General features: G+C 60.8%; 23 protein-coding genes. 12 read left to right on the forward strand and 11 right to left on the reverse strand.

Annotated features, from left to right (window positions below; genetic code table 11):
* Nucleotides 1–26: 26 nt before the first annotated feature.
* Together ACFVHU_RS08395 and dapA are read right to left on the reverse strand one after the other, a co-directional pair.
* Nucleotides 27–1733, reverse strand: a complete 1707-nt coding sequence (locus tag ACFVHU_RS08395; RefSeq protein WP_105658187.1) for a ribonuclease J — start codon at nucleotides 1731–1733, stop codon at nucleotides 27–29.
* A 19-nt stretch (nucleotides 1734–1752) separates the two neighbouring features.
* Nucleotides 1753–2664, reverse strand: coding sequence for a 4-hydroxy-tetrahydrodipicolinate synthase (dapA, locus tag ACFVHU_RS08400; protein ID WP_332499033.1), 912 nt, complete (start codon nucleotides 2662–2664; stop codon nucleotides 1753–1755).
* Nucleotides 2665–2731: 67 nt separating this feature from the next.
* On the opposite strand from dapA, the gene ACFVHU_RS08405 reads away from it, so the two are divergent.
* Entirely contained in the window at nucleotides 2732–3904 is a 1173-nt protein-coding gene (locus ACFVHU_RS08405; RefSeq protein WP_388023915.1) for a heparan-alpha-glucosaminide N-acetyltransferase domain-containing protein, read from the forward strand.
* Between the two features lie 57 nt (nucleotides 3905–3961).
* On the opposite strand, the gene ACFVHU_RS08410 is transcribed toward ACFVHU_RS08405, so the two are convergent.
* Nucleotides 3962–4414, reverse strand: coding sequence for a tetratricopeptide repeat protein (locus tag ACFVHU_RS08410; protein ID WP_133832973.1), 453 nt, complete (start codon nucleotides 4412–4414; stop codon nucleotides 3962–3964).
* Nucleotides 4411–5169 carry a 4-hydroxy-tetrahydrodipicolinate reductase gene (gene dapB / locus ACFVHU_RS08415; RefSeq protein WP_105658191.1) on the reverse strand — a complete coding sequence of 253 codons (759 nt, stop codon included), beginning with the start codon at nucleotides 5167–5169 and terminating at the stop codon, nucleotides 4411–4413. Before dapB ends, ACFVHU_RS08410 begins: the two co-directional genes overlap by 4 nt.
* A gap of 195 nt (nucleotides 5170–5364) precedes the next feature.
* On the opposite strand from dapB, the gene ACFVHU_RS08420 reads away from it, so the two are divergent.
* Both ACFVHU_RS08420 and ACFVHU_RS08425 read left to right on the forward strand, forming a co-directional pair.
* On the forward strand, nucleotides 5365–5775 hold the full coding sequence (locus tag ACFVHU_RS08420) for a hypothetical protein (RefSeq protein WP_388023917.1): 411 nt from the start codon (nucleotides 5365–5367) through the stop codon (nucleotides 5773–5775).
* Between the two features lie 115 nt (nucleotides 5776–5890).
* A complete protein-coding gene (locus tag ACFVHU_RS08425) occupies nucleotides 5891–6601 on the forward strand; it encodes an alpha/beta fold hydrolase (RefSeq protein WP_388023918.1) in 711 nt (236 codons plus the stop codon).
* A 70-nt stretch (nucleotides 6602–6671) separates the two neighbouring features.
* Here ACFVHU_RS08425 and ACFVHU_RS08430 read toward each other — a convergent pair whose 3' ends face one another.
* The 3 genes from ACFVHU_RS08430 to ACFVHU_RS08440 form a co-directional block, all read right to left on the reverse strand.
* Entirely contained in the window at nucleotides 6672–8042 is a 1371-nt protein-coding gene (locus tag ACFVHU_RS08430; RefSeq protein ID WP_332487865.1) for a pitrilysin family protein, read from the reverse strand.
* 177 nt (nucleotides 8043–8219) lie between these two features.
* On the reverse strand, nucleotides 8220–8714 hold the full coding sequence (locus ACFVHU_RS08435; RefSeq protein WP_146112930.1) for a hypothetical protein: 495 nt from the start codon (nucleotides 8712–8714) through the stop codon (nucleotides 8220–8222).
* A gap of 28 nt (nucleotides 8715–8742) precedes the next feature.
* Entirely contained in the window at nucleotides 8743–9234 is a 492-nt protein-coding gene (locus ACFVHU_RS08440) for an S-ribosylhomocysteine lyase (RefSeq protein ID WP_105661860.1), read from the reverse strand.
* Nucleotides 9235–9355: 121 nt separating this feature from the next.
* Between ACFVHU_RS08440 and ACFVHU_RS08445 the strand changes: the two genes are divergently transcribed.
* Complete coding sequence (locus ACFVHU_RS08445) at nucleotides 9356–9916, forward strand: purine-nucleoside phosphorylase (protein WP_332499029.1); 561 nt, start codon at nucleotides 9356–9358, stop codon at nucleotides 9914–9916.
* A gap of 74 nt (nucleotides 9917–9990) precedes the next feature.
* Complete coding sequence (locus ACFVHU_RS08450; RefSeq protein ID WP_388023919.1) at nucleotides 9991–10863, forward strand: PaaX family transcriptional regulator C-terminal domain-containing protein; 873 nt, start codon at nucleotides 9991–9993, stop codon at nucleotides 10861–10863.
* 73 nt (nucleotides 10864–10936) lie between these two features.
* On the opposite strand, the gene ACFVHU_RS08455 is transcribed toward ACFVHU_RS08450, so the two are convergent.
* Complete coding sequence (locus ACFVHU_RS08455) at nucleotides 10937–11356, reverse strand: RidA family protein (protein WP_105661857.1); 420 nt, start codon at nucleotides 11354–11356, stop codon at nucleotides 10937–10939.
* A 145-nt stretch (nucleotides 11357–11501) separates the two neighbouring features.
* Here ACFVHU_RS08455 and ACFVHU_RS08460 point away from each other — a divergent pair, with 145 nt between their 5' ends.
* The 6 genes from ACFVHU_RS08460 (at nucleotide 11502) to ACFVHU_RS08485 (ending at nucleotide 19493) form a co-directional block, all read left to right on the forward strand.
* Nucleotides 11502–12362 carry a fumarylacetoacetate hydrolase family protein gene (locus ACFVHU_RS08460; protein ID WP_388023921.1) on the forward strand — a complete coding sequence of 287 codons (861 nt, stop codon included), beginning with the start codon at nucleotides 11502–11504 and terminating at the stop codon, nucleotides 12360–12362.
* A gap of 41 nt (nucleotides 12363–12403) precedes the next feature.
* On the forward strand, nucleotides 12404–12886 hold the full coding sequence (locus ACFVHU_RS08465) for a cupin domain-containing protein (RefSeq protein ID WP_388023923.1): 483 nt from the start codon (nucleotides 12404–12406) through the stop codon (nucleotides 12884–12886).
* Nucleotides 12883–13773: an acyl-CoA thioesterase II gene (locus ACFVHU_RS08470; protein WP_105661855.1), complete on the forward strand. Its 891-nt coding sequence runs from the start codon at nucleotides 12883–12885 to the stop codon at nucleotides 13771–13773. The genes ACFVHU_RS08465 and ACFVHU_RS08470 overlap by 4 nt, the downstream gene beginning before the upstream one ends.
* 34 nt (nucleotides 13774–13807) lie before the next feature.
* A complete protein-coding gene (locus ACFVHU_RS08475; RefSeq protein WP_388023924.1) occupies nucleotides 13808–15439 on the forward strand; it encodes an AMP-binding protein in 1632 nt (543 codons plus the stop codon).
* Between the two features lie 63 nt (nucleotides 15440–15502).
* Nucleotides 15503–17899 (forward strand): bifunctional salicylyl-CoA 5-hydroxylase/oxidoreductase, encoded by a 2397-nt coding sequence (locus tag ACFVHU_RS08480; RefSeq protein ID WP_388023925.1) that lies wholly within the window; start codon nucleotides 15503–15505, stop codon nucleotides 17897–17899.
* A gap of 256 nt (nucleotides 17900–18155) precedes the next feature.
* Nucleotides 18156–19493, forward strand: coding sequence for an amino acid permease (locus tag ACFVHU_RS08485; protein ID WP_388024184.1), 1338 nt, complete (start codon nucleotides 18156–18158; stop codon nucleotides 19491–19493).
* Here ACFVHU_RS08485 and ACFVHU_RS08490 read toward each other — a convergent pair.
* The 3 genes from ACFVHU_RS08490 to ACFVHU_RS08500 all read right to left on the reverse strand — a co-directional run bounded on the left by ACFVHU_RS08490 (nucleotide 19490) and on the right by ACFVHU_RS08500 (nucleotide 22643).
* On the reverse strand, nucleotides 19490–21142 hold the full coding sequence (locus tag ACFVHU_RS08490) for a thiamine pyrophosphate-binding protein (RefSeq protein ID WP_105661852.1): 1653 nt from the start codon (nucleotides 21140–21142) through the stop codon (nucleotides 19490–19492). The two genes, ACFVHU_RS08485 and ACFVHU_RS08490, sit on opposite strands and share 4 nt — an antisense overlap.
* Nucleotides 21139–21954, reverse strand: coding sequence for a cyclase family protein (locus ACFVHU_RS08495; RefSeq protein WP_105658204.1), 816 nt, complete (start codon nucleotides 21952–21954; stop codon nucleotides 21139–21141). Before ACFVHU_RS08495 ends, ACFVHU_RS08490 begins: the two co-directional genes overlap by 4 nt.
* Nucleotides 21955–22163: 209 nt before the next feature.
* Nucleotides 22164–22643: an acyl-CoA thioesterase gene (locus ACFVHU_RS08500; protein ID WP_388023927.1), complete on the reverse strand. Its 480-nt coding sequence runs from the start codon at nucleotides 22641–22643 to the stop codon at nucleotides 22164–22166.
* A 113-nt stretch (nucleotides 22644–22756) separates the two neighbouring features.
* On the opposite strand from ACFVHU_RS08500, the gene ACFVHU_RS08505 reads away from it, so the two are divergent.
* Nucleotides 22757–24100, forward strand: coding sequence for an aromatic acid/H+ symport family MFS transporter (locus ACFVHU_RS08505; protein ID WP_332489234.1), 1344 nt, complete (start codon nucleotides 22757–22759; stop codon nucleotides 24098–24100).
* Nucleotides 24101–24169 lie beyond the last annotated feature (69 nt).

Raw genomic sequence — 24169 nt, forward strand, 5'->3', positions numbered from 1 at the left:
TGGTTCGAGGCAATATTTTTGGAAGCCTAGGCTTCGAGCACTACAGGAACGATCATTGGGCGGCGACGCAGCTTGCGCGATACCCACGAGCCGATCACGCGGCGCGTGATCTGCTGCAGCTGGTGCGTGGAGTGGTTCGGGTTGTTGCCCACCGCTTCCATAATCGCAGCTGCGATCTTCGGCTTGATCTCGTTGAAGACCGAGTCCTCTTCGGCTACACCACGTGCGTGGATGTCCGGGCCGGAGATGATCGTGCCGTTCTGGCGGTTGATCACGGTGATGACCGAGATGAAGCCTTCTTCACCCAGGGTGACGCGGTCCTTCAGGTCATCATCGGTGATGGTGCCGACCTTGGAACCGTCAACGTAGACGTAGCCGCATTCGACCTGGCCAACGAGCTTTGCAACGCCGTCCTTCATGTCGATGACCGAGCCGTCGTCTGCCAGCAGCACGTTGTCCTCCGGGACACCGGCCTGCGCGGCCAGGCGGCCGTTGGCAATCAGGTGGCGGGTTTCGCCGTGCACCGGAAGCACGTTCTTCGGGCGCAGGATGTTGTAGCAGTAGAGCAATTCGCCAGCCGATGCGTGACCGGAAACGTGGACCTTGGCCATGCCCTTGTGGATGACCTCGGCGCCCAAGCGCATCAGGCCGTTGATCACGCGGAAGACCGAGTTCTCGTTGCCCGGGATCAGGCTGGAGGCCAGGATGACGGTGTCGCCCGGGTTGATCTGGACCTTGTGCTCGCCGTTGGCCATGCGGGACAGTGCAGCCATCGGCTCGCCCTGCGAACCGGTGGACATCAGCACGACCTTGTGGTCTGGCAGCGAATCGATCTGCTTCAGGTCGACCAGGACGCCCTGTGGCACTTCGAGGTAGCCCAAGCGTTCGGCGATGCCCATATTGCGCACCATCGAGCGGCCGATGAAGGCCACCTTGCGGCCGTGCACCGCTGCGGCGTCCAGAACCTGCTGCACGCGGTGGACGTGCGAGGAGAACGAAGCGACGATGATGCGGCGGCGGGCGCGCGCGAACTTGGCCTCGAGTACCGGGCCGATTTCGCGTTCGGCAACGGTGAAGCCCGGAACTTCGGCGTTGGTGGAGTCAGGCAGGAACAAGTCCACGCCTTCCTCGCCCAGGCGCGCGAAGTGGCGCAGGTCGGTGATGCGGCCGTCAAGTGGCAGCTGGTCCATCTTGAAGTCGCCGGTGTGCAGCACGGTACCGGCTTCGGTGCGCAGGAATACTGCCAAGGCATCCGGGATCGAGTGGTTCACAGCTACGAACTCGCATTCGAAGTTGCCAACCTGCGCGATCTCGCCCTCCACCACGATATTGGTGTTGGCCTTGATGCGGTGTTCTGCCAGCTTTGCTTCGACGAAGGCCAGGGTCAGCTTCGACCCGTACAAAGGGATGTCTTCGCGCAGGCGCAACAGGTACGGAACAGCACCGATGTGGTCCTCGTGGCCGTGGGTCAGCACGAGGCCCACCACGTCGTCCAAGCGGTCCTTGATGTAGGAGAAGTCTGGCAGGATCAGATCCACGCCAGGCTGGTGCTCCTCGGGGAAGAGCACGCCGCAGTCGATGATCAACAGTTTCCCGTTGAGTTCGAAAACGGTCATGTTTCGACCGACCTCGCCCAAGCCGCCGAGGGGAACAATTCGCATTGTTCCCTTCTTCAGCTTCGCCGGAGTCTGCATACGCGCAGCGTCAGCCTTGCCTACTGAACTCTCAGTCATATGTGGTTAGTCCCTTTCGTTACAGATCCCATCCACCTTCACGTAGGTCCGCGCGGATGGCATCGAGCTCTGCGTCCGACGGTGCCAACAGCGGCAGTCGGACGACGGTGTTCGGCAGGACACCCTGCCAGTGAAGTCCATATTTTGCGGCCACGGCGCCCTGAATGTGGCCCATGATGCCGCGCTGGATCGCGTCCAGCTCAAAGTGTGTGGTGCGTGCAGTCGCCAGATCTCCTGCATGCATTGCATTAACAAGCGTACGGTACTTAGCGGCCGCAACGTGAGCGGTGACCGAAACCACGCCGACAGCACCTGCTGCCATCAGCGGCAAAGTCAGCCCATCGTCGCCGGAGTACACGTGCAGATCGGTTGTGGCCAGCACGGTGGTGGTGGACTGGTAATCCGCCTTGGCGTCCTTCAGCGCAATGACCTGAGGAATCCTGGACAGTTCAATGATGGTCTCGGACGCCAGCGCGATGCCGGTGCGTCCCGGGATGTCGTAGAGCATGATGGGCAGTTCAACGGCTTCGGCGATGGCCTTGACGTGGGCTATGACGCCAGCCTGGCTTGGCTTGTTGTAGTAGGGGGTGGTCAACAGCACACCGTCTACGCCCGCTTCCTTGGCAGCCAGCGAGAGCTTAATGGAGTGGCGGGTGTCGTTGGTAGTGGAACCGGCCAGCACTGCGGCACGGTCCCCCACCGCCTTGGCGACGGTACGGAACATCTCGATGTTCTCTTCATCGGTCAGGGTCGAGGTCTCGCCGGTGGTGCCGGTGACGACCAGTCCGTCGCAGCCATCATCAACCAGCTTCGTTGCCAGTTTGGCAGCCATCGCGTAATCGACTTCACCCGCTTCATCGAAGGGTGTGACCATAGCGGTCAGCACGGTACCGAACGGGTATGCCTGATTATCAATTGCACTTGTAGCCATGGCATTAAATCTACACTCGCGCATGTTGCAATGGCATCCCCCGCGCAATTCGTGGTGCGATGATTCCATGAACGATTTGGGTAGTTCCCAGCGGTTGCTGGGCGTGGACGCGGCACGGCTTGCCGCCATCCTCGGGATGTTCTCCGCGCACGTTTTCGCGCTCTATGAAACCAGCGGCGCACCCGCCTACTCCCCAACATTTACCGGGACTTTCTCCTCCGGCCGAGCATCTGTCCTGTTCATGGTGCTCGCGGGTTTATCCCTGGTTCTGCTCTCGAAATCCTTGGCTCGAAAGGGCTTTTCCCACCCTAAGGTTTACTCAGTCCTTGTGCTGAGAGCATTAATTATTGCCGTGCTCGGAATGGCAATTGGGTCAGTAAATGAAGCCATCGCGGTCATTCTTGTCCACTATGGGCTACTGTTTCTATTGCTTCCACTAGCGCTGAAGCTGTCGAGAATAACCATTTGGGTAGTCTCGGCCCTTTGGCTGCTGCTTATGCCGGTTCTTTGGCGACCGCTTGCCAGCAACTGGATTGCGGACTCGCTGGGCCATAATCCGAGCTTCGGCGACATTCTCACCCCGCAACTGCTCCTCAAGGATCTAACGGTCACCGGATACTACCCATTGATGGTCTGGTTCGGTTTCGGCCTTCTTGGAATAGCCATTGCAAGATGCAACCTGCACAGCACGAGGACCGCGAGTCTGCTTGCATTGGGCGGTTCGATTATCGCGGCGGCAACCCAATGGGTGGGCCATTCGGTGAGCATGCAAAATGCCGGGCTCATAGCCCGTGAACTGGGCCTGGAGGTATCCCTCGTTCCCACAATGATCACCACCGGGCGTTTGCCGGGCGCCAACCTGGATCCATTCCTGGACAATCCAGCCTATCTCTGGCTGCCGACCGGTCACAGCAATTCTTCGCTCTCAACGCTGCACAACGCCGCCTGCGCTGTCGCTATCATCGGCCTGCTCCAGCTGATCATTGGTCGTCTGGGTGCGCTCGGCCGGATTCTGGCTGGCGCCGGCCGGGCCCCGCTGACCCTGTATGCAGGGCACATTATCTTGCTGCCGGCGCTGAAAGAGCACTTGGACCCAATGGCCATTTGGTGGGTTCTCTGTGCAACGACGGCCGTCTTCGGAATTTGGCTTGGCTTCAGCAAGGCCTCTGGCCCTTTGGAATATGGCGTCCGGGTGTTTAGCGGAGCTGACAGCACCCCCGAAACGAAGGGCAAGTTCTAGAGCGATGACCCGGATTCTCGTGAGTCCGGGCCATCAACAGGATGCTGTTTTATGCAATTACTGGCTGACCTTCTGGTCTGCTCGCCAGAATTCGATCGCAGTACGCATGGATTTGCGGGCGCGCGGCTTGTCACCGCAGGCTTCATACGCCAGTGCCAGACGGTACCAGGATTTCCATGATTCCGGGTTCTCTTCCACATCCTGCTGATGGATAGGGAAATCAGCGTCGGCGGCCGAACGGAGGAAACGTCCCGACGGCATGCGGGGAAGATCCTCTGGCAGCTCACCTGAGGCGGCCAAGGACTTGCCCATTTTCTCAGTGCGCAGCCCGAAGAGCACCTCGCGAATGAGGATCCAGACGCACAGTGCAGGAATAACCAGGATTGCAATGCCCATGACCTGCGCGACCAGTTCCCCGGTTTTTAGCAGACGGATCGCCTGGGTGAAGGTCATTCCAATGTACAGCGCGAACAGCAGCAGAATGCCGCCTACCCAAAGTTTCGTTTTCACTGGCCCAGCTCCAGGAAGCCATCAAGGCCATAGGTCAGGCCCGGGCGGGAGCCAACAGTACGCAGGCCCAGGAGAACGCCTGGCATGAACGAGGCACGGTCGAAGGAATCATGGCGCAAGGTGAACTGCTCCCCCGGGCCGCCAAAGAGCACTTCCTGGTGGGCTACGAGGCCGCGCAGGCGTACCGAATGAACGTTGATTCCATCGACGACTGCGCCACGGGCGCCATCGAGCTGGGTCTCGGTAGCGTCCGGGCTCGCGGGGACTCCAGCGGCTTCACGCGACTTCGCGATCAGTTCAGCGGTACGCACCGCGGTGCCGCTAGGCGCGTCCACTTTATTCGGATGGTGCAGCTCAATGATCTCTACGGATTCGAAGTACTTGGCGGCCGTAGCCGCGAAAGCGCTGGCGAGCACCGAGCCCAGGGCGAAGTTGGGCGCAATCAGCACACCTGCCTGCGGATGCTTGCCCAGCAGCCCTTCCAAATTCGCGCGGCGATCATCATCCCAGCCAGTGGTGCCAACCACTGCATGAAGCCCGTTCTCGACGGCAAAATGCACATTGGCCTCGGTGGATGCCGGCACAGAAAGGTCAACGATGTGCGTTGCTCCGGCTTCAAGGATCTGCGACAAATCGTCGCCTCTTCCCAAGCTTGCTACCAATTCCATGTCTGCAGCCTCAGTTACGGCCTTGACCGCTTCCGAGCCCATTCGTCCGGCCGCGCCGAGCACGGCCACCTTGATCTGTGCACTCATGGGCTTAAGCCTATCGCCCTGCAGGCACCTGCCTTGCCAACGATTACGTGATCCCACGCGAGTTTTGCAGCGAATACCCTGAGGCGAGTTCCCAGATATTTGCTTCTGCTTGCTCCCTACGGCCAGCCCAACTTGTTTTGCCTAGCAAATAGGGGAAAAATATGTGTCAGGAGTCTCCAAGTAGTAAGCAGGGCCATGGGTCATAAAATTAAGCGCTTTGGTTTCGGCATCGGCGCAACGCTTGTCGCGGCCTTTGCAATCACTTCCTGCGGTTCAGGCGATGAACCGATTACCCTCTCCGATGACGAGCGAGCAACTATTATTGATGTCGTCCAAGAACAGGGAACGGTCATCGATTCGCCGACTTGCCAGGTTGAGGTTTTCCGTATCGAGGACTCCACTACCTACGGCTGGGCTACTTGCGCACCCGATAGCCAGGACTCGGCGGACACCGCTGCCCAGGCAGATGCCTTCCCATTCCGCATTGACGGGCAGGAACTGCGCCGTCCAGATGACGGTTCCAAGTACGAGGAAGGCGTGAAGGAGCTCTTCCCGGAAGACCTTCGTTCCGCTATTACCCAGCATTCGACCGGGGCGGGCGGTTAATTCCTATTTGCCTGTCTCGCCATTTCAGGTGAGCGTGCCGATTTTCCCTACCGATAGTGTGTGCGCACTTTTCGCACGATGAAAGGCTGGCGTGCGCCACGATTATTTTGGGCAATTGCCCGAATCCCTCAGGACCAGGCTTTCGGTTCGTGTCGCGGGCCATGGCCCCGACGTGGTGCTGATTCATGGTCTCGGAGCATCCAGCCGCTATTTCACTCCGCTGGCCAACATCTTGGCTAAGAAGTATCGAGTGATCGTTCCCGAGCTTCCAGGCCACGGCAAGAATCTGGATGATGGCCGCCCGGTGACCGTACCGCGTTTCGCGCACGAAGTAGCATTGGCGTTGCGCGAGCTGAAGGTTGAGAACGCTATCGTCCTCGGGCATTCCATGGGCGCGCAGGTTTCCATTGAGCTAGCTCGCGCGTGGCCGGATCTGGTCAAGCGCCTGGTCATTGCGGCTCCTGCGGTCAACGACCGTGAAGCGACGCTCTTCAGGCAGGCACGTCGGCTCTTTGAAGATTTCCCGCACGAGTTGAACTCGGTGAAGGCGATTTTGCTGGTGGATTACCTGCGCTGCGGCATCCCGTGGTGGGCCAAAAGCTGCGCCCAGATGCTGGACTACTCCACCGTTGATTTGCTCCGTACGGTCCAGTGTCCGATTGATGTCGTGTGCGGCACCCGGGATCCGCTGTCTCCACCCGAGTTCGGTCTTCGCCTGGTCGCAAGAACACCGCAAGCCAAGCTCACCGTCATGCGTCATGGTGCGCATGGCTTCAATTTCTCTCATGCGCCCGAGCTTGCAGCGCTAGTAGATGCCGCGGCATGACCCAGAGAAAACGGCGATGCCCCTAGAATCGAAATCCTCAGATTCGATTCCAGGGGCACGGCATCCAGCTCTAGAGGCCTAAGTCGGCTTCACTTTCAAACGGTCCCACCACGGTGATCACTCGATCCTTGGAGGCCAGTTCCTGGGCCAGATCCTGAACTTCCTGGGCCGTGACGGCATTGACGCGAGACAGTGCTTCGTCGATGTCCTGGAATTCTCCGGTAATCATTTCTGCCCGGCCCAAACGGGACATGCGGCTTCCTGGATCCTCCAGTGCCAGCACCGTTCCACCAGATAGCTGGCCCTTGGCCTGCGCCAATTCAGTTTCGGTGATGCCGTCCTTGGCCAACCGATCAAGCTCGGCCCCCAGCAGCCCGATAACCTGAGCAGCCTTAGCCGGGGCGCATCCCGCGTACATGCCAAAGTAGCCGGCATCGGTGTAGGCGGCGGAGAAGGAGTAGGTCGAGTACACCAGTCCACGCTTCTCGCGAATTTCCTGGAACAACCTTGAGCTCATGCCGCCGCCGAGAACAGCGTTCAGCACTGCGAGAACCTGACGGCGGTCATCATGTCCGGTGATGCCGGAGCATCCCATGATGATGTTGGCTTGCTCGCCCGGACGGTTGATTACTTCCAGCCCGGCCTTCGAAGTGATCTGCGCTGGTTCACCCATGCGGCGTGGTTCTGGCACAGCCATCGGGTCCAGTTCCCAGCCTGCTTCGGTCAGCGCCTTGAGAAGCAGCTCGCACAGCTTGTCGTGCTCCAGGGATCCGGCGGCAGTAACAATCAACTCGCTTGGGCGGTAGTGCGCACGATAGTGCTCCATGACTGCCTCGCGGGAGATCTCCATGATCTCTTCAGGAGTTCCTCCAATGGGACGTCCCAATGGGTGATCGCCCAAGACATTGGCAACGAACCGCTCGTGGGCGACATCCATCGCGTCATCTGCATCCATGGCCAGCTCTTCGATGATCACCCCGCGTTCCTGTTCCAATTCCTGCGGGTCGATAACTGCAGAGGTAACCATGTCGGCGATGACCTCAAGGGCCATTGGCAGCTCCGTGTCCAGGACGCGGGCGTAATAGCAGGTCGATTCCTTGGCGGTGGCTGCGTTTGATTCGCCGCCCACGGCATCGAAGGACTGGGCGATTTCCAAGGCAGTGCGCTTGGCAGTGCCCTTGAACAGCAGGTGCTCCAGGAAGTGCGTGGAGCCGAAGTGCCCTGATTCCTCGTCGCGAGAACCGACCGGTACCCAGAAGCCCACTGTGGTGGACCGCTGTCCGGGCATCGCTTCTGTCAGGACTCGTACGCCACCGGGCAGGATGCTGCGCCGGACTTCAGAGCCGCCTTCGCCTCGGTGGACCAACGTCGGGTCCGCCGGGTCAATCGGAGAAAACTGCGTGGTCTCCACCGAATGCAACGGCAATGGAATCATGGCCACGAATATACGTCCTTAAGTCGTCGAGAATAGCCATTTCAAGCTAAGTACACTGTCTTTCATTCTCCCATAGAACCGCGGTTTGAAAGCAATAGCTCAGTGGTGACGGAGCCATCACATTCTGGGAAATTACGCGATCGGACCGCGACTGCGGCAATACTCACTAGCTCGGTTGGTGGGCTAAGTTGCGTCGAGATATCCGCGTTTCTCGGCGTCAGCGCACACTGGGGTCTGCCGTCCTGGGTCACTTGAAGCGCAGGCTAGATAAACAGTGTTCGCTGCATTTTCTGTGCTCAATTCCGGATATCCCATTGATCCGGGATTATAGGAGACGGCAGTGCTCCACTCATCGAGGTTCTTGCAAGCATTGAGCGCCATTTTCTCTGCTTCGCTAATCTTAATTTGCGGCGTTTCATGATCAGACCAGGCTTCGTTCTGCTTTTGAATTGCCGACTGGCATTCCTCGCCGATATTAGATGTCCTAGCCGCATCGAAATTCTCGCATCCGCTGATAGCTAATGCCACGGCGCGCAGTGCTGCAGCTAAGAAGTGAACTCTGCGCATAGTCTCCATGCTACCGACGGGATCCTGCAAGTTGGCGAATCGGCGGCCATCATTTCCTTTCGGCGAAGGGACAACAAAGCAAGAAAATCCCGCACGTTCCAAACGGAACACACGGGATTTCCAGATCTCAAGCTATTGCTCAGGCAAGCTTGGAACGATCGAACGCATCAAGGCTGATGCCCTGCTCCAAGACGACCTTGGCCCACTCGCGAGCAGAGTGCAGGGAATGGTCGCGGTAGTTGCCACAGCTTACGGCTTCGGTTCCTGGAACATCTTCCCAGGTAACCTTCTCCGCGATATCTTCCAGCGAGCTCTTGATCGCAGCGGCGACGACCTCCGGTGTCGGCTCGCCCCACAAGATCATATGGAAGCCGGTGCGGCAGCCAAATGGGGAGAAATCGATCAGGCCATCGATGCGGGTACGCAGCAGACCAGCCATGGTGTGCTCGATGGTGTGCAAACCTGCCGTTGGAATCTCACCGTGGTTCGGCTGCACTAAACGGATGTCGTAGTTGGAGATGGCGTCTCCCTTGGGACCGTGCTCCACCCCGATTTTGCGCACATACGGCGCCTTGACCTTGGTGTGGTCCAGTGCAAAGCTTTCAACTTCAGCAAGTTCAATATCACTCATATGCAAAGTCTATCTGCTCACCGTCTGGCGAATCGAGAGCTTATCGAAGGAGGTAACCGATAGACTTCTTAGGACGTTCGGGGCAGCAATCCCCGAACTGATTTCTTTAGAGGGGAAGTTCATGTCGGACCAGAAGTCCTTGCTCGTCTTTGCGCATGCAGACGAAGCCGTAGCCTTTGCAGATGTCGAGCACCTGATTTCTGGTGTTGGCAAGGTCAACGCGTCGGTAGCCTTGGCTGGCGCGCTTGCTGAAGGCAACATCAAAAACGTCGTCGTGCTTGGCACCGCTGGAGTTGTTGGCCATGCCGGTGAAGACCGCCCGAGCTTGGACACTATTTACCAGATCACCAAACTGATCCAGCATGATTTCCCGCTGCCATCGGCAGATGTGGACCCTACCGGCGCCATCCTGCTTCCTGATTTCCAGGTCACCATGGCTACCGGCGACGTGTTCGTCTCGAATGATGAGCAGCGTATCCACATCAAGTCCTTGGGCGCTTCGTTGGTCGATATGGAAGGCTACGCCTACGCAAGCATCTGCCAACGCTTCAACGTGCCGCTGCAGATCTTCAAGATCCCTTCCGATTACGCGGATGATTCGGCGTCGATCGACGAATGGGATGATATCGCCAAGCAGAAGAGCGTCCAGCTGCGCGAGTTCTACGACAAGCACCTGGGGTAGCAGACTGCCGCCGGGACCTTCCACCGAAGGTTAGCTCTAGAATTGAAACACCAGCAGCGAACGGAGATTGTTCCATGACAGCACAGGCAAAACCACACGTCGGTGCAGCAGAGCTCTCCATGCCCCGCCACCACCAGCTGATCGTTTCGCTTTTCGGCATGCATGCCCGCCAGCACGGCGGCGCCTTGCAGGTGGCGGCAATCATATCCCTGATGCAGGACGTGGGAGTCGAGCCTGCAGGCACTCGTTCCTCGATTTCCCGATTGAAGAAGCGCGGCATCATCGACAGCGTGCAAGTCCGCGGTCGCAACGGATACTCGTTGTCCGAATCGGTGCTGACCACCTTTGCCGAAGGCGACGAGCGGATTTTCCATCCACGCCGCGCAACGGCCGAAGACCGCTGGCTGCTGGCAACCTTCACGGTCCCCGAAACCCAGCGCAACATCCGGCACAAGATCCGTTCCTCCCTGGTGCGCATGGGTTTCGGTTCGGTGGTCCCGGGGCTCTGGATTGCACCGGAACATGCCAAGGATCCTGCCTTGGCCTACTTCGCCCGGCACGGCCTGGACAAGTACTTCGAGTTCTTCCTGGCCGAGCACATCGGCGGCGCGCAGCTGCGCGAGAACCTGGATTCCTGGTGGGATTTAGGGACCCTGGAAGCTATGTACTCCGAATTCCTGAAGGAGAACCAGGGACGGTTGGAATTCTGGAAGGAACGCGCCGCCACGCAGCACAGCCCTGAGATCGATGCCCAGGGCTTCGCGGACCATCTGGTCCTGCTTACCCAGTGGCGCCGATTCCCCTATTCCGATCCCGGGTTGCCGGCCGAGCTGCTCCCGGAGGATTGGAACGCGTTGAAGGCTGAAGCGCTGTTCAAGGACCTGCATACGCTGCTGTCGCCACTGGCTTCGCGCCATGTACAGCGGGTGATCGGCGAGCAACGCTGATCTTTGCGCCTCGACCGATAGGAACAGGGCTGCGAAACCAATTGGTTTCGCAGCCCTGTTCCGCATCCAGGGACTAGTTGCGGTCCTGGATGACAGCCACGCCCTGGATTTCAATCAAGGCTTCCTGCTGCCAAAGCCGGCTTACCCCGATCCCTGCCATCGCAGGATATTCCGAACCGGCCATCTCGCGCCAAAGGCGCCCGATTTCCCTGCCATGGGCCATGTAATCATCCACATCGGTCAAGTAAATGGTCACGCTGGTCAGGTCCTCTGGGCGGCCCCCGGCTTCAACCAAGGTGGTCAGCACGTTGGAGAATGCCTGCTTGAACTGTTCCACGATGCCGCCGGGCACGATCTTCATATCCTTGTCCAGAGCGGTTTGCCCGCCGAGGTAGACCGTATCCCCCGCCTTGACTCCGTGGGCATAGCCAGAGGGCTTCGCCATGGATGCGGGGTTGATTGTCTCGTTGCGGTGCAACTTGGTTTCAGTCATTTCCTACTCCTTGTACCGGGTGCATGAAATTTGCCCCAATTGGCTCTAGCGCCATCTTTGTGATGCGTGCTACATTGAGTTTACGTGACGGCGGTAAAAAAGTCGACACATAGCTTTTCACCCAACTGACAAAGGGAATCCACACATGAAACTCGCAACGATCCACGCCGGCGGGAAGAGCCTGGCGGCAATCCAGACCGATCAGGGATATCTGCCCCTGCCAGCTGGCGATCTCAGCGAGTTCCTCAAGCACCAGGACTGGAAAGCAATCGCCTCCGAAGCCCTGGAATCCAGTACCGCAGGCGATCTTATCCCCGCGGAGCAGGCCCGACAGCTTAATCCGCTGCCAGCGCCCGCCAAGGTGATCTGCTGCGGGCTGAACTACAGCGATCACATCCTGGAAATGGGACGAGAACTGCCTGATTACCCCACGCTGTTCGCCAAGTACGCCGATACCCTGGCTGATCCCGATGCCGAGATATGCAGTGCTTCCTCATCCAATGTGGATTGGGAAGCCGAACTGGCAGTGGTGCTCGGATCAGATGCATCCTCGGCATCCCTGGAGGAAGCCCAGTCCGCAATTGCCGGGTACACGGTAGCCAACGACATCTCGATGCGCGACTGGCAGCGCCGGACCTTGCAGTGGTTCCAGGGCAAGGCCTTCGACGGCACTACTCCCCTAGGCCCTGTGCTGGCCACGGCAGATGAGATCGACCCGGTTGCCGGGGCGGAAGTCATTTGCCGCATCAATGGCCAGGAAGTCCAACGCGGCAATACCTCGACGCTGGTGTTCTCCGCGGCGCGGCTGGTCAGCTATATTTCCGAATTCACCACCTTGCGTGCCGGGGACATCGTGCTGACCGGAACCCCCGGCGGAGTCGGCATGGGCATGGCCCCACCGCGTTTCCTCGCCGACGGGGACCGGATCGAAACCGAGATCCCGGGCATCGGCATCCTGTCCAACAGATTCCGGCTCCGGGTCAACAGTCCGGCCCTATCCCAATGACCTGCAGCAACATCCCGCTATCGAAATTGAAGGAGCACACCATGACCGAAGCACCCATGACCTACCGCACCGAAGGCGACAATTCGATCTATGCCTCCGAAAACGGCCAGGTAGTCCCCGTAGTCACCCGCGCAGGATCCGAGGACGCCAACACCGCCCAGTCCGGGGACTGCATCCGCGTCTCGGGCGTCAGCATCCAGCACACGCCCGCCACCAAGATCTGGTTCGGCCAGGTCTCCAATGTCCCTGGCTACCGTTCCCTCCCCCACCACCATGGTGAAGCGGAAACCGGCGGCTACGTGCTGCGTGGCCACGGCCGGATCTACTTCGGCGAGAACTACGAGCAGTACGCCGACATGAAGGCCGGCGACTGGGTCTTCGTCCCACCGTTCATGCCCCATGTCGAGGCCAACATGTCGGTCACCGAGGAGCTGGTGTGGCTCACTGCCCGGACCCCGGAGAATATCGTGGTCAATCTCGCTGATGTCGCTGACGAAACCTTGGAAGGATACCGCCGAGCATGAGCACCACAGCATTGTCCGCCCAGGTCTTCCTGGATGCCATCAACCTGACCGAATGCGCTGCGGAGGTCTTCGACCAGGCGTTCACCGCCATCCCTCAGTACGTGCCCTGGCCCAAGGCCTACGGTGGCGACATGGTTGCCCAGGGTGCCCTTTCGCTGATGAAGTCGGTGGGTGCCGACCGCAGCCTGCACTCCATGCACTCCTACTTCCTGCGGCCAGTGGATATGCACCAGCCGGTCCGCTACGAGGTGGAGCACCTGCGCGATGGCCGCGGCTATTCCACCCGCCAGGTGCGCGCCTTCCAGAACGGCAAGCCGGTCTACTGCGCGCTAGGCTCTTTCCACGTTCCGGAAGACGGGGCCGAATTCGCGCTCGATGCCCCCGGCGCTTCGCTGGATCTGGATCCGCAGTCCCTGGCCAGCGCCGCCGAGGCCCTGCAGGGCGTGGAGGGCGACGCCGCCAAGTACTGGGCCGGCGGCCGCAGCTTCGACATGCGCCATGTTCCCGAAGCCATCTACCTTCCCGGCGAGCGCGAAAAGTCCGGCAGCCAAGCGGTCTGGATCCGGGCCTTCTCACCGCTGCCCGATGATGCGGTGATTCAGAAGGCGGCCTTGGCCTATGTCTGCGATTACACCATCCTGGAGCCGATCATGCGCGGCCTCGGGCTGAGCTGGGGCGATGAGGGCCTGGTGACCGCCAGCTTGGACCATTCCATGTGGTTCCATCGCGAGGGGCGCATGGACGACTGGGTGCTTTACGCTCAGGAAGCCATTTCGAGCCAGGACAACCGCGGACTGGCCATCGGGCGCTTCTATGCCCGCGATGGCAAGCTGCTGGCCACCGTAGCCCAAGAAGGAATGATCCGCCCCGGGCGGAACGCCAACTAGGACTTCCCACCGAACCTGCCAACGGAGTTGCCTTATGGAACTTTCACCTTCTGCACATGTCGATAGCTTTACCCGCGACCATCTTCCATCCCCCGAATTGTGGCCGACGCTGGAATTCACCTTGCCCGAGCTGCAGTACCCGGACCGGCTCAATGCCGCCGAAGTGCTGATCGACCAGTCCGTCGAGAAGTTCGGCGCCCAGCGCACGGCGCTGCTGGCCCCCGATGGCACCAGCCTGAGCTACGGGCAGCTGCTCAAGCGGGCCAATCAGGTAGCCCAGGTGCTGGTCGAGGACTATGGCCTGGTGCCGGGCAACCGGGTAATGCTGCGCGGTCCGAACAACGCATGGCTGGTGGCCTGCTGGCTCGGAGTGATCAAGGCCGGCGGTGTTGTGGTCACCACGATGGCTGCCCTGCGCGCTGCGGAAATCTCCAAGCTGGCCACGCTGACCGGCCCGGTGGCGCTAATCACCGACCACCGCTTCGCCGAGGACGCACTCAAGGCCAGCGGCGGCAGCTACCCTGTGATCAGCTACGGCGGCACGTCCCGCGACGATCTGGCCCAGCAGGCAGCAGGCAAATCCGGCGAATTCACCGCGGTGGCCACAGCCGCAGATGATGTGGCATTGCTGGGACCGACTTCGGGAACCACTGGCGTCCCTAAGATCACCATGCATTTCCACCGGGACATCCTGGCCAATGCGGACACTTTTGCCCGCTACATCCTGGAACCCACCAAGGACGATGTCTTCGCCGGTTCCCCGCCGCTGGCTTTCACCTTCGGACTGGGCGGGCTAGTGGTCTTCCCCTTCCGCTTCGGCGCCAGCTCGCTGCTGACCGAACGCGCCACCCCGGTGCAGTTGGCCGAGCAGTCCCACGCGGCCGGGGCAACCATCCTGTTCACCGCCCCCACCGCCTACCGGGCCATCTTGAAGAACGGCAAGGCCGACCTGCTCAGGCCCCTGCGCGTGGCGGTCTCCGCCGGCGAGCACCTGCCTGCCGACACCTGGCACCATGTCAGGGAGGCAACCGGGCTGGAACTGGTCAACGGCATCGGTTCCACCGAAATGCTGCACGTGTTCGTCTCCGCCGCCGGCAAGGACATCAAGCCGGGAACCACAGGCAAGGCCATTCCCGGTTTCCGCGCCACGGTGCTGGATGCCGAGGGCAACGAAGCCGCGGCCAACGAGCCGGGGCGCCTGGCGGTTATCGGGCCGACCGGCTGCCGCTATCTCGATGACCCGAGGCAGCGCAATTACGTCGAAAGCGGCTGGAACATCACCGGGGACATCTTCTCCCGGGACGAGGACGGTTTCTTCACCTACCAGGCGCGCAGCGACAACATGATCGTCTCTTCCGGATATAACATCGGCGGCCCGGAAGTCGAGCAAGCCCTGGACCAGCATCCCGATGTGCTGGAAAACGCGGTGGTCGCCCGCCCGGATCCGAACCGCGGATCAATCGTCTGCGCGTTCGTGGTTCTGGTCGAAGGCGCCGAAGCCGATGAGGCGAAGGCCAAGGAATTGCAGGACTTCGTCAAAGCCACGATTGCCCCGTACAAGTACCCGCGGGAAATCCGCTTTGTCACCGAGCTGCCTCGAAATCCCAGCGGCAAGCTGCAGCATTTCAAGCTGCGCGAGGCCTTCAACGGCTCCCCGGTCGCATAAACTCCCCAGATATTTTTCGGGCCCCGGCCCAATCGCCCTCCGGGGCTGATGAAAGGACACACCATGAAGATTGCAGTTATCGGCGGCGGCCCTGGCGGCCTGTACTTCGCGGCTCTGATGAAGCAGCTGGATGAGAACCACGATGTCACCGTGTGGGAACGCAATGCCGCATCGGACACCTTCGGCTTCGGCGTGGTGTTCTCCGATGAGACCCTGGGCGGCATCGGCAACGCCGATCCGGTGGTGGCCGAATACATGTCCCGGCGCTTCGCCCGCTGGAGCGATATCGACATCCACTTCCGCGGCCAGATGCACACCGTGGGCGGCCAGGGCTTCGCGGCCATGAGCCGCAAGGAACTGCTCCAGCTGCTGCAGCGCCGCTGCATCGAACTGGGCGTGGATGTGCGCTTCTCCACCGTTGCCCCGGATGTGGAGCAGCTGGCGGACGAGTACGACCTGGTGCTGGCCGCTGACGGGCTGAACTCCGCGGTGCGAACCAAGTACGCGGACTCCTTCAAGCCCTCCCTTGATCCGCGGACCTCGAAGTACATGTGGCTGGGCACCGACCAGGTCTTCGAGGCCTTCAAGTTCTTTGTCAAGGAAACCGATGCCGGAACCATGCAGATCCACGGCTACCCGTACTCGGACGAGGGTTCGACCTTCATCGTGGAAATGCACGAAGACGTCTGGCGTGCGGCCGGATTCGACGAGACCGAGGACGAGGTCTTCGGCCCGGGCGTGAGCGACCAGAAGTCGGTGGACAAGGTGGCCGGGATCTTCGCCGAGGAACTGGCCGGATACCAGGTGCTGACTAACAACTCCAAGTGGATCAACTTCACCACGGTGCGCAACGAGAACTGGCGCCATGGGAACATCGTCCTGCTGGGCGATGCCGCGCACACTGCCCACTTCTCCATCGGCTCGGGCACCAAGCTGGCCATGGAGGACGCTCTGGCCCTGGCTGCCTGCCTGCATGAGCATGCCGAGGTTGATTCGGCGCTGGCCGCCTACGAGACCGAGCGCCGCCCAGTGGTCGAATCCACCCAGCGCGCGGCCCAGGCCTCGCTGGAATGGTTCGAGAACATCGGGCAGTACAAGGACCAGGACCCGGTGCAGTTCTGCTTCAACTTGCTCACCCGCTCCCGGCGCATCACCTACGAGAACCTGAAGCTGCGGGATACCGGATTCGCTCAGCAGGTCGATGAGAACTTCGCCCGGCTCAACGCTTCGCCTTCCGTTGCACCGGCGATGTTCCAGCCGCATAGGCTCGGCAACACCGAGCTGGCCAACCGCGTGGTGGTTTCGTCCATGGACATGTACTCGGCCACCGACGGGGTGCCCGGGGACTTCCACCTGGTCCATCTGGGCTCCAAGGCCATGGGAGGGGCCGGGCTGGTGATGACCGAAATGGTCTGCGTTTCCGATATCGGCCGCATCACCCCGGGCTGCACTGGCCTGTACACCGATGAGCAGGCCGCTGCCTGGAAGCGCGTGACCGACTACGTGCACGGAAATTCGAACGCCAAGATCGGCGCCCAGCTCGGCCACTCGGGTCGCAAGGGTTCGACGAAGCTGATGTGGGAAGGCATCGACCAGCCGCTGCAAGAAGGCAACTGGGATGTGCTCGCTCCCAGCGCACTGCCCTATGGCGAAGGCTGCCATGTGCCGGTGGAAATGGACCGTGCGCAGATGGACGAGGTGCGCGAGCAGTTCGCCGCCGCGGCACGCCGCGCCGATGAGGCAGGATTCGACGTGCTGGAAGTGCATATGGCCCACGGCTACTTGCTCTCTTCCTTCCTTTCGCCGCTGTCCAATCAGCGCACCGACGAATACGGCGGAGGCTTGGAGAACCGGCTGCGCTACCCGCTTGAGGTCCTGGATGCGGTCCGCGAAGCATGGCCGGCAAGCAAGACCATCGGCGTGCGCATCTCGGCTACCGACTGGTCGCCAGGCGGGAATACCGAAGAAGATGCCGTGGACATCGCCCGGGCCTTCATCGCCCACGGCGCCCAGTTCATCGATGTCTCGTCGGGGCAGATCGTGAAGGACGAGAAGCCGGCTTTCGGGCGCAGCTACCAGACGCCATTCGCCGACAGGATCCGCAACCAGGTCGCCGCCGAGGCAGGGGTCTCGGTGATCGCGGTGGGTGCGGTGTCCTCCTACGACGACGTGAACTCGATCCTGCTGGCAGGCCGCGCGGATCTGGTGGCGCTGGGACGCACCCACCTGTACAACCCGCAGTGGACCTTGCAGGCAGCCGCCGAGCAGGACTATACCGGTGACGGCGCCACCTGGCCGCTGCCTTTCAAGGCCGGACGCCGCAAGCCGCCCGCCGCCCGCACCGACGCGGTCCGCCCGCGGCTCTCGCTGGTTCGGGAAGCCGAGGAGCAGGAACAAACGCACCTGCGCTGGATTCCGGCCAGGAAATCCGAAACCTCCAATTTGGTAACCAGCGCTTAGCTGTTGCTGCCAGCCGCAGGATTGGCGGCCCAGTTTGGGCTGCCGATCCTGCGGCTTTTTGCCGGGCACGGGAACCGCTTGGCGGCTCGGCTCGGATCCCAAATCGGCCACCAAACCACCTTTGGATAATTCAATGAAATCTTCCCTGGATCAAATCGCACAGCGAGAAGCCGGCCTGTCGAAGGAGCTAACTTCGCGCCAGCTGAGCATGATTGCGCTTGGCGGCGCCATCGGCGGGTAGATCGCCGTGCTGCTCATGGGGGCGTTGGCCGAGATGATCCTGGAGCACCCGACGACCGGCTCCTTCGGCGCCTTCGCCGAGCACTACATCAACCCATTCACCGGGTTCCTGCTCAAATACCTGTACTGGTCCTGCCTCGTACTGGCCGTAGGCACCGAAATCACGGCGGTGGGCGGCTGCATGCGAATGTGGTTCCCGGATTTGCCCGCAGTGGTGTGGATCATCGGCCTATCGGCCTTGCTGATCGGGGTGAATATGTTCAATGTCAAAGCCTTCGGCACACTGGAATACTGGTTCTCCGCCACCAAGGAATTCGCTATTGCCGCGTTCATCCTGCTTGCTGCCTATCTGGTCTTCGGCCAGAGGGGCAATGATTTCGGATTCCAGAACTACACCGCGGAATCCGGATTCTTCATGGGCGGGGCCCAAGGTGTCTGGTTTGCCGTTGTCGTGGCGATCTTCTCCTACCTGAGCATCGAAATGATCGCCGTCGCAGCCGGTGAGGCAAAAGATCCCGAAGTCGCAGCGAAGAAGGCCTTCAAGGTGACCTTGTTCAGGCTCTTCCTCTTCTGCATCCTGACCCTGTCGCTGATCCTTGCCATCGCACCGGTCAGCGACATCCTCGAAGGCGACAGCCCGTTCGTCACGGTGATGCAGGTGATCGGCATTCCGTTTGCCGATTCCACTCTCCATTTCGTGGTCATCATCGCCGCGCTCTCCGCCATGAACTCGCAGCTGTACATCTCCACGCGAATGATGTTCTCTCTATCCCGCGGCGGGCAGGCTCCGAGCAGCTTGGGTAAGTTGAAGAAGAACGGCGCGCCGGTCAACGCCCTGCTGCTCTCGGCTGGCGGAATCGCCGTGGCCGCCATCATCTACGCATCGAATCCAGAATCCGGTTTCACAATAATGATGGCGCTGTCGATGTTCGGCGCAATGATGGCCTGGATGCTGATCTTCATCACGCACTTGTTCTTCCGCCGTTCCCATCGGCGCAGTGCAGCACCGCTTAAATACCGCCTGCCGTACTATCCCGCTGGATCCGCGGCCGGGGCGCAGCTGATGGCCGCGTTGCTGGTCACGACCTTGTTCACCGAGCAATTCTCCATGACGTTGCTGTTCGGCATTCCCTTCGCCTTGACCGTCTCTGCCCTGTACTTCCTGATGCGCAAGCGCATGAAGCTGGCACAGGCAGGTCCAGGCACCGGGAATGAGGAGACTGGCGGCTCAAGCCAGCCGCGCGAGCCTGAAAAGATCAGCGACGCCTTGAAGGTGCAAGCGAGCCCCGGCGCAGCGCACCATGCGCCGCACCGGGGCCACCCACCAGCAATCGCGGTTCCAGGGCTGGGCTAGTGCCCCTTGAATGCCTCCGCTAGCCACCACGCACCGCCGTCCGAAGCGATTTTCGCGTCGATGACCAGCGGCCCCGTGGGATCCGAGCCGAGCCAGCTGGCTACCGCGTCAAGATCCTCCAGCTTGCGCACCGTGATGCCATCGGCTCCGAAACCGCGGCCGATGGCTGCGAAATCGGTGTCAGGGAAGGTCACCGAGTCCATATTCGGTGCCGTACCCGTATCGCCGAAATGATGTACCTCCGCCCCGTAGGCGGCATCGTTGTAGACGATGCACACCATTGGCAGCTTCAGCCGAACCGCGGTATCCAGTTCGGCGATGGCCATGTGGAATCCGCCGTCTCCGGTGCCGAGCACCGGCAAGCGCCCGGGCTGCGCCAAAGCCGCTCCGATGGCCGTGTAGAGCCCCAGGCCGATCGCCTGGAACGCCTGGGTAAAGCAGAAACCGTGCTCGTCTGGAACGGCGAGAAACTGGCTCGGGTATCCCATGAAGTTGCCCGAGTCCACGCTGACGATGCGCTCGGCCGGCAGCAGCTCATCCAGCGACTTGGTCAGAGTTCGCGGATCGATGCGGTCGTCTGTGGACAGGTCCCGGTAGGCTACCTGGCTCCAGTTGGCCCCCTCGGCGATCTGCTGGCTCACCGCGGAGGTGCGGTAGCCTTCGCGCGCCGGCATCTTCTGCGTTTCAAGATATTCCAGCGCATCGCGTGCGCTTTGCGCCGAGTCGCCGATCACGCCCAAGTCGATGCGCCGGTTCGCCCCCAGGGCGGACTCTTCCAGGTCCACCTGCACTACCTTGGTGCCCTCGGAAATGAGCCGTCCGTGGCGCATGGTCCACATGTTCAGCGCGCAGCCAAAGCCCACAATCAGATCTGCTCCAGCAATCAACTCGGCGGCCAGCGGCGACGAGAACCCGCCGGAGATCCCGAGACTGAATTCCTCGTCGTTGAACAGGCCCTTGGCCACCGCCGAGGTCGCCACCAGCGCCCCGCTGTGCCGGGCCAGCGCCAGGATTTCGGCCTTGGCCCCGCGTCCGCCGCGCCCTGCGACGAACACCGGGCGCCGGGCATTTTCGATCAATACCGCCAGCGCTCGCACCGCGGCACGCGAGGGGCGGACCGGCTCCGCCGGAACCACCTCGGCTGCCACCGGGGATTCCGGAGCTTCGAGCCCTTGGATGTTCAATGGCAGGTTCAGTACAACCGTCCGCCGGTCGTTCACTGCTCTGCGGTAGGCGCGAACTGTATCGGCCACTGCCGTGCGGGCGCTGTGGATTCGTTCGGAGACGGCGTAGACGGAGGTTGAGAAGGAGCCCTGGTCCATGGCGAAGTTCGAATACACGGCGCTCGGGGCGGCTTCGGCGGCCAGCACGATCATCGGGGTGCGTGACTTGGCGGCTTCTCCAATGCCGGTGGCCGCGTTGGTCAGGCCGCACCCCTGGTGCACCGAGACCACGCCGATCTGGCCGCTGGTCCGTGAGTAGGCATCGGCCATCGTTGCTGCGCCGCCCTCATGCCGCGCTGCGGTATATGGCACCCCGTTGGCAATCAGTGCATTCGTGACATCGAAGTTCCCGCTTCCCACCACGCCGAAAGCGTGCCCTACGCCCAAGTTTGCCAGCGTCTTGCCGACCAGTTCAGCAACGTTCACGATTGTGCCTCCATTTTCTTGGTGTTTTGGGGCGCTAATGCCAGCACCCGGGTCGGTGCGCCGGTACCGCCAACTATGGGCAGAGGGGCAACCACTAGCATCGCTCCGAACACGGGCAGCTTGTCCAAGTTCTTCAGCGAGGTGATCCCGTATTTGTCTGCACCGAGCAGGAAGTAATGCATGGGGAATGGCGGCTCCAGTGCTCCGGCATTGCCGGAATCGATCCCCACCGTTTCCACGCCGATGCCGGAAATGTCCAGCTTCTCGGCAATGTATCTGGCGCACTCCGCAGTAAACCCGGGAGTATGCGATCCGGTGGCATCGACATTCAGGAAAGCTGTCTTGTCATCACCGTATTGCTCCCATCCGGTGCGGAAAAGCAGCCACGCGTTGGAAGGAAACCGCCCATATTCCGATTGCCACGTTTCCAAATGGTGCACATCGATGAGAACATCCGGATCATCTGCTGCTAAGGATCTGAAGTCCAACACGACGGCCGGACCTACCAGGCGTTGCGGATCAATCTGCGACACGTCCTTGCCTCCTCGTCCCGAAATCCAGTGGATCGGCGCATCTATATGCGTTCCGATGTGCTCACCAGTATGGATATTGTGGTGCTTCCAGTATGGTCCGGGCTCGTTGTAGGCCGAGACCTCTTCGAGACTGAAATCAATGAGGTTCGAGAACGGATCGGGCAGTACTAAGGTTGGAGTCCTGTCCGACAGCGGGGCAGTCAGGTCATGAACTTGGACAGTCCCGGAGGCCAGAGCGGACAATATCGCGCTCGTGCAAGTTTCTTCGGCAGCAGGCATTGTTTCTCCTTGGGCAGAGACGGTCCAGGACACATTCCGACGATAGAGAGATCCTGACGGTCGTCACATTCGCGGAATTAGCTTCAATCTACCAGCACCACCTCTGCTAGCCAACAGGTCACCCGAAGGAGAACCAGGGGCGAAGACCTAGTTCCGCAAACCTGGCTCGCACATATATCCACCAGCTCGCACGGAGCGCGGTGCCGCGCTCAGGAACCAGCATCAATGCCAGCGAGGATTTCACGGGGCCAGGGGGCAGATGACTCACCGCCAACTGGAACGCACACTGTCACGAAACGGCCTTCAGCGGCCAGCGCGAACCCGCGCCCTTGGTGCGCACTCCCCCAGACCTTGAATCCGAATGACATCGAACTGGCCCCGACCTTCTCCACGCGAATCGCGGTGGTCACCGCTTGGCCGAAATACAGCTTGGCCCGATAGTCGACCTCATGGCGGACTCGTGGCGAGATGGCGAAGTAGGACTCCGCGCCAGCCTCGCGAAACAGTTTGGCTTCGGCCGCCTCGACGAAGCGCAAGATGGCTGAATTATGATGATGCCCCGCAGCATCGGTATCAACCCATTCAATGGTTCGCTCCAACGCCGTTCCTGCGATTCCCGACGCGATGAAGTCTGCGGCGAGCTGCTGCAACAACTGCCCGGATTCGTCCATTCCCGCGAATGCAGGCATCAAGATCCCCCTAATTAAAAAGTGTATAGCTATTGTAACGCACGTCACTTTAACGTGATAATCCTATTGGTGTTCCAAGAACTCCGCCCTACCCACACAAGGAGATTGAACAAATGCCGAAATCCCCCGCAGCCGCGGATTGGAAAATCCCCAAACGAACCACTTCAATGGTGCTCTTCGCCTGCTGGCTGGCCATCCTGGCCGAAGGCTACGACGTCGGCGTGCTCGGTGCAGTGCTCCCGGCATTGGCCGAATACAAGGAATGGTCGCTGAGTCCCATGGAGCTCGGCGGCCTCGGAGCCTACGCGTTGGTGGGCATGCTCTTCGGCGCACTGTTCATCGGCACGCTCAGCGACATCATCGGCCGTAAGCGCATGCTCCTGCTGGCCATGCTAGTCTTCACAATCACCCAAGCCGGTGCCGCGCTAGCTCCTACTCCCGAGATATTCGGCCTCTTCAGGCTGATCGGCGGACTGGGTATGGGCGGCATCATCCCGGTGGCCGCCGCGCTGACCATCGAGTATTCGCCACCCAAGAAACGCTCACTTAACTACGGCATCATGTACTCAGGCTATTCCCTGGGAATCGTCGCCGCTGCCTTGGTCGCTATGTCGCTTCTGCCCGCGATAGGTTGGCGCGGGGTTATCGCGGTGGGCGCATTACCTGTAGTTCTACTTCCCTTAGTTGCCTGGATGCTTCCCGAATCCCTTGAATATCTGGTATCCAAGGGCCGGATCAGCGAAGCCAAAGCACTGGCCGCCCGGCACAGCATCCCCGATTACGAGCCCGTGGCGCCACCGGTTCGCACCGGCAAGGCCCCCTGGCGCCAGGTCATGGCTTCCATGTTCTCCGCAACGTACTTGCGATCAACCATCTTCTTCTGGATCTCGCTATTCTGCGGCATGGTCCTGGTCTACGGCTTGAATACCTGGCTGCCGCAGATCATGCGCAGCGCAGGGTACAACCTCGGTTCCTCGCTAACATTCCTGCTGGTCTTCTCCCTCGCCTCAGCCGCCGGCGGACTGGCCCTGGGCTTCCTCGCCGACAAGTACGGGCAGAAGACCATTCTGGTGATTTTCTACCTGCTCGGTGCGGGAGGCATCCTCCTGCTGATGTTCCCCAATACTATGCTGGTCAATCTGTTCTTCGTGGCCTTCGCCGGCATCGGCTCGATTTCCACGTCGCTGGTTCTCACCGGATACATTGCCGATTACTACCCGGCCGCGCAGCGCGGCACGGCCACGGGCTGGGCATTGTCCTTCGCCCGCATCGGCGCCATCTCCGGCCCCATCATCGGCGGCTGGATCGCGGCTTCGGGCATCAGCTTCGAGTTCAATTTCGTATTCTTCGCCATCGTCGGCGTAGTCGCCGCCATTTCCGTGGCGATGATTCCACCACGCATCAAACCAGATGCTGCCCGATCTGCCAAGGCCAAGCAGGCCTTCGCGTCCGATTAGCCCTGGCTCTGCGCACCTTCCAGCACGAACGTCCTGAACCGTGGCACACCGCGCACAGCGGTGTGCCAC

Source organism: Glutamicibacter sp. NPDC127525, assembly GCF_042672105.1.
Lineage (GTDB): Bacteria > Actinomycetota > Actinomycetes > Actinomycetales > Micrococcaceae > Glutamicibacter.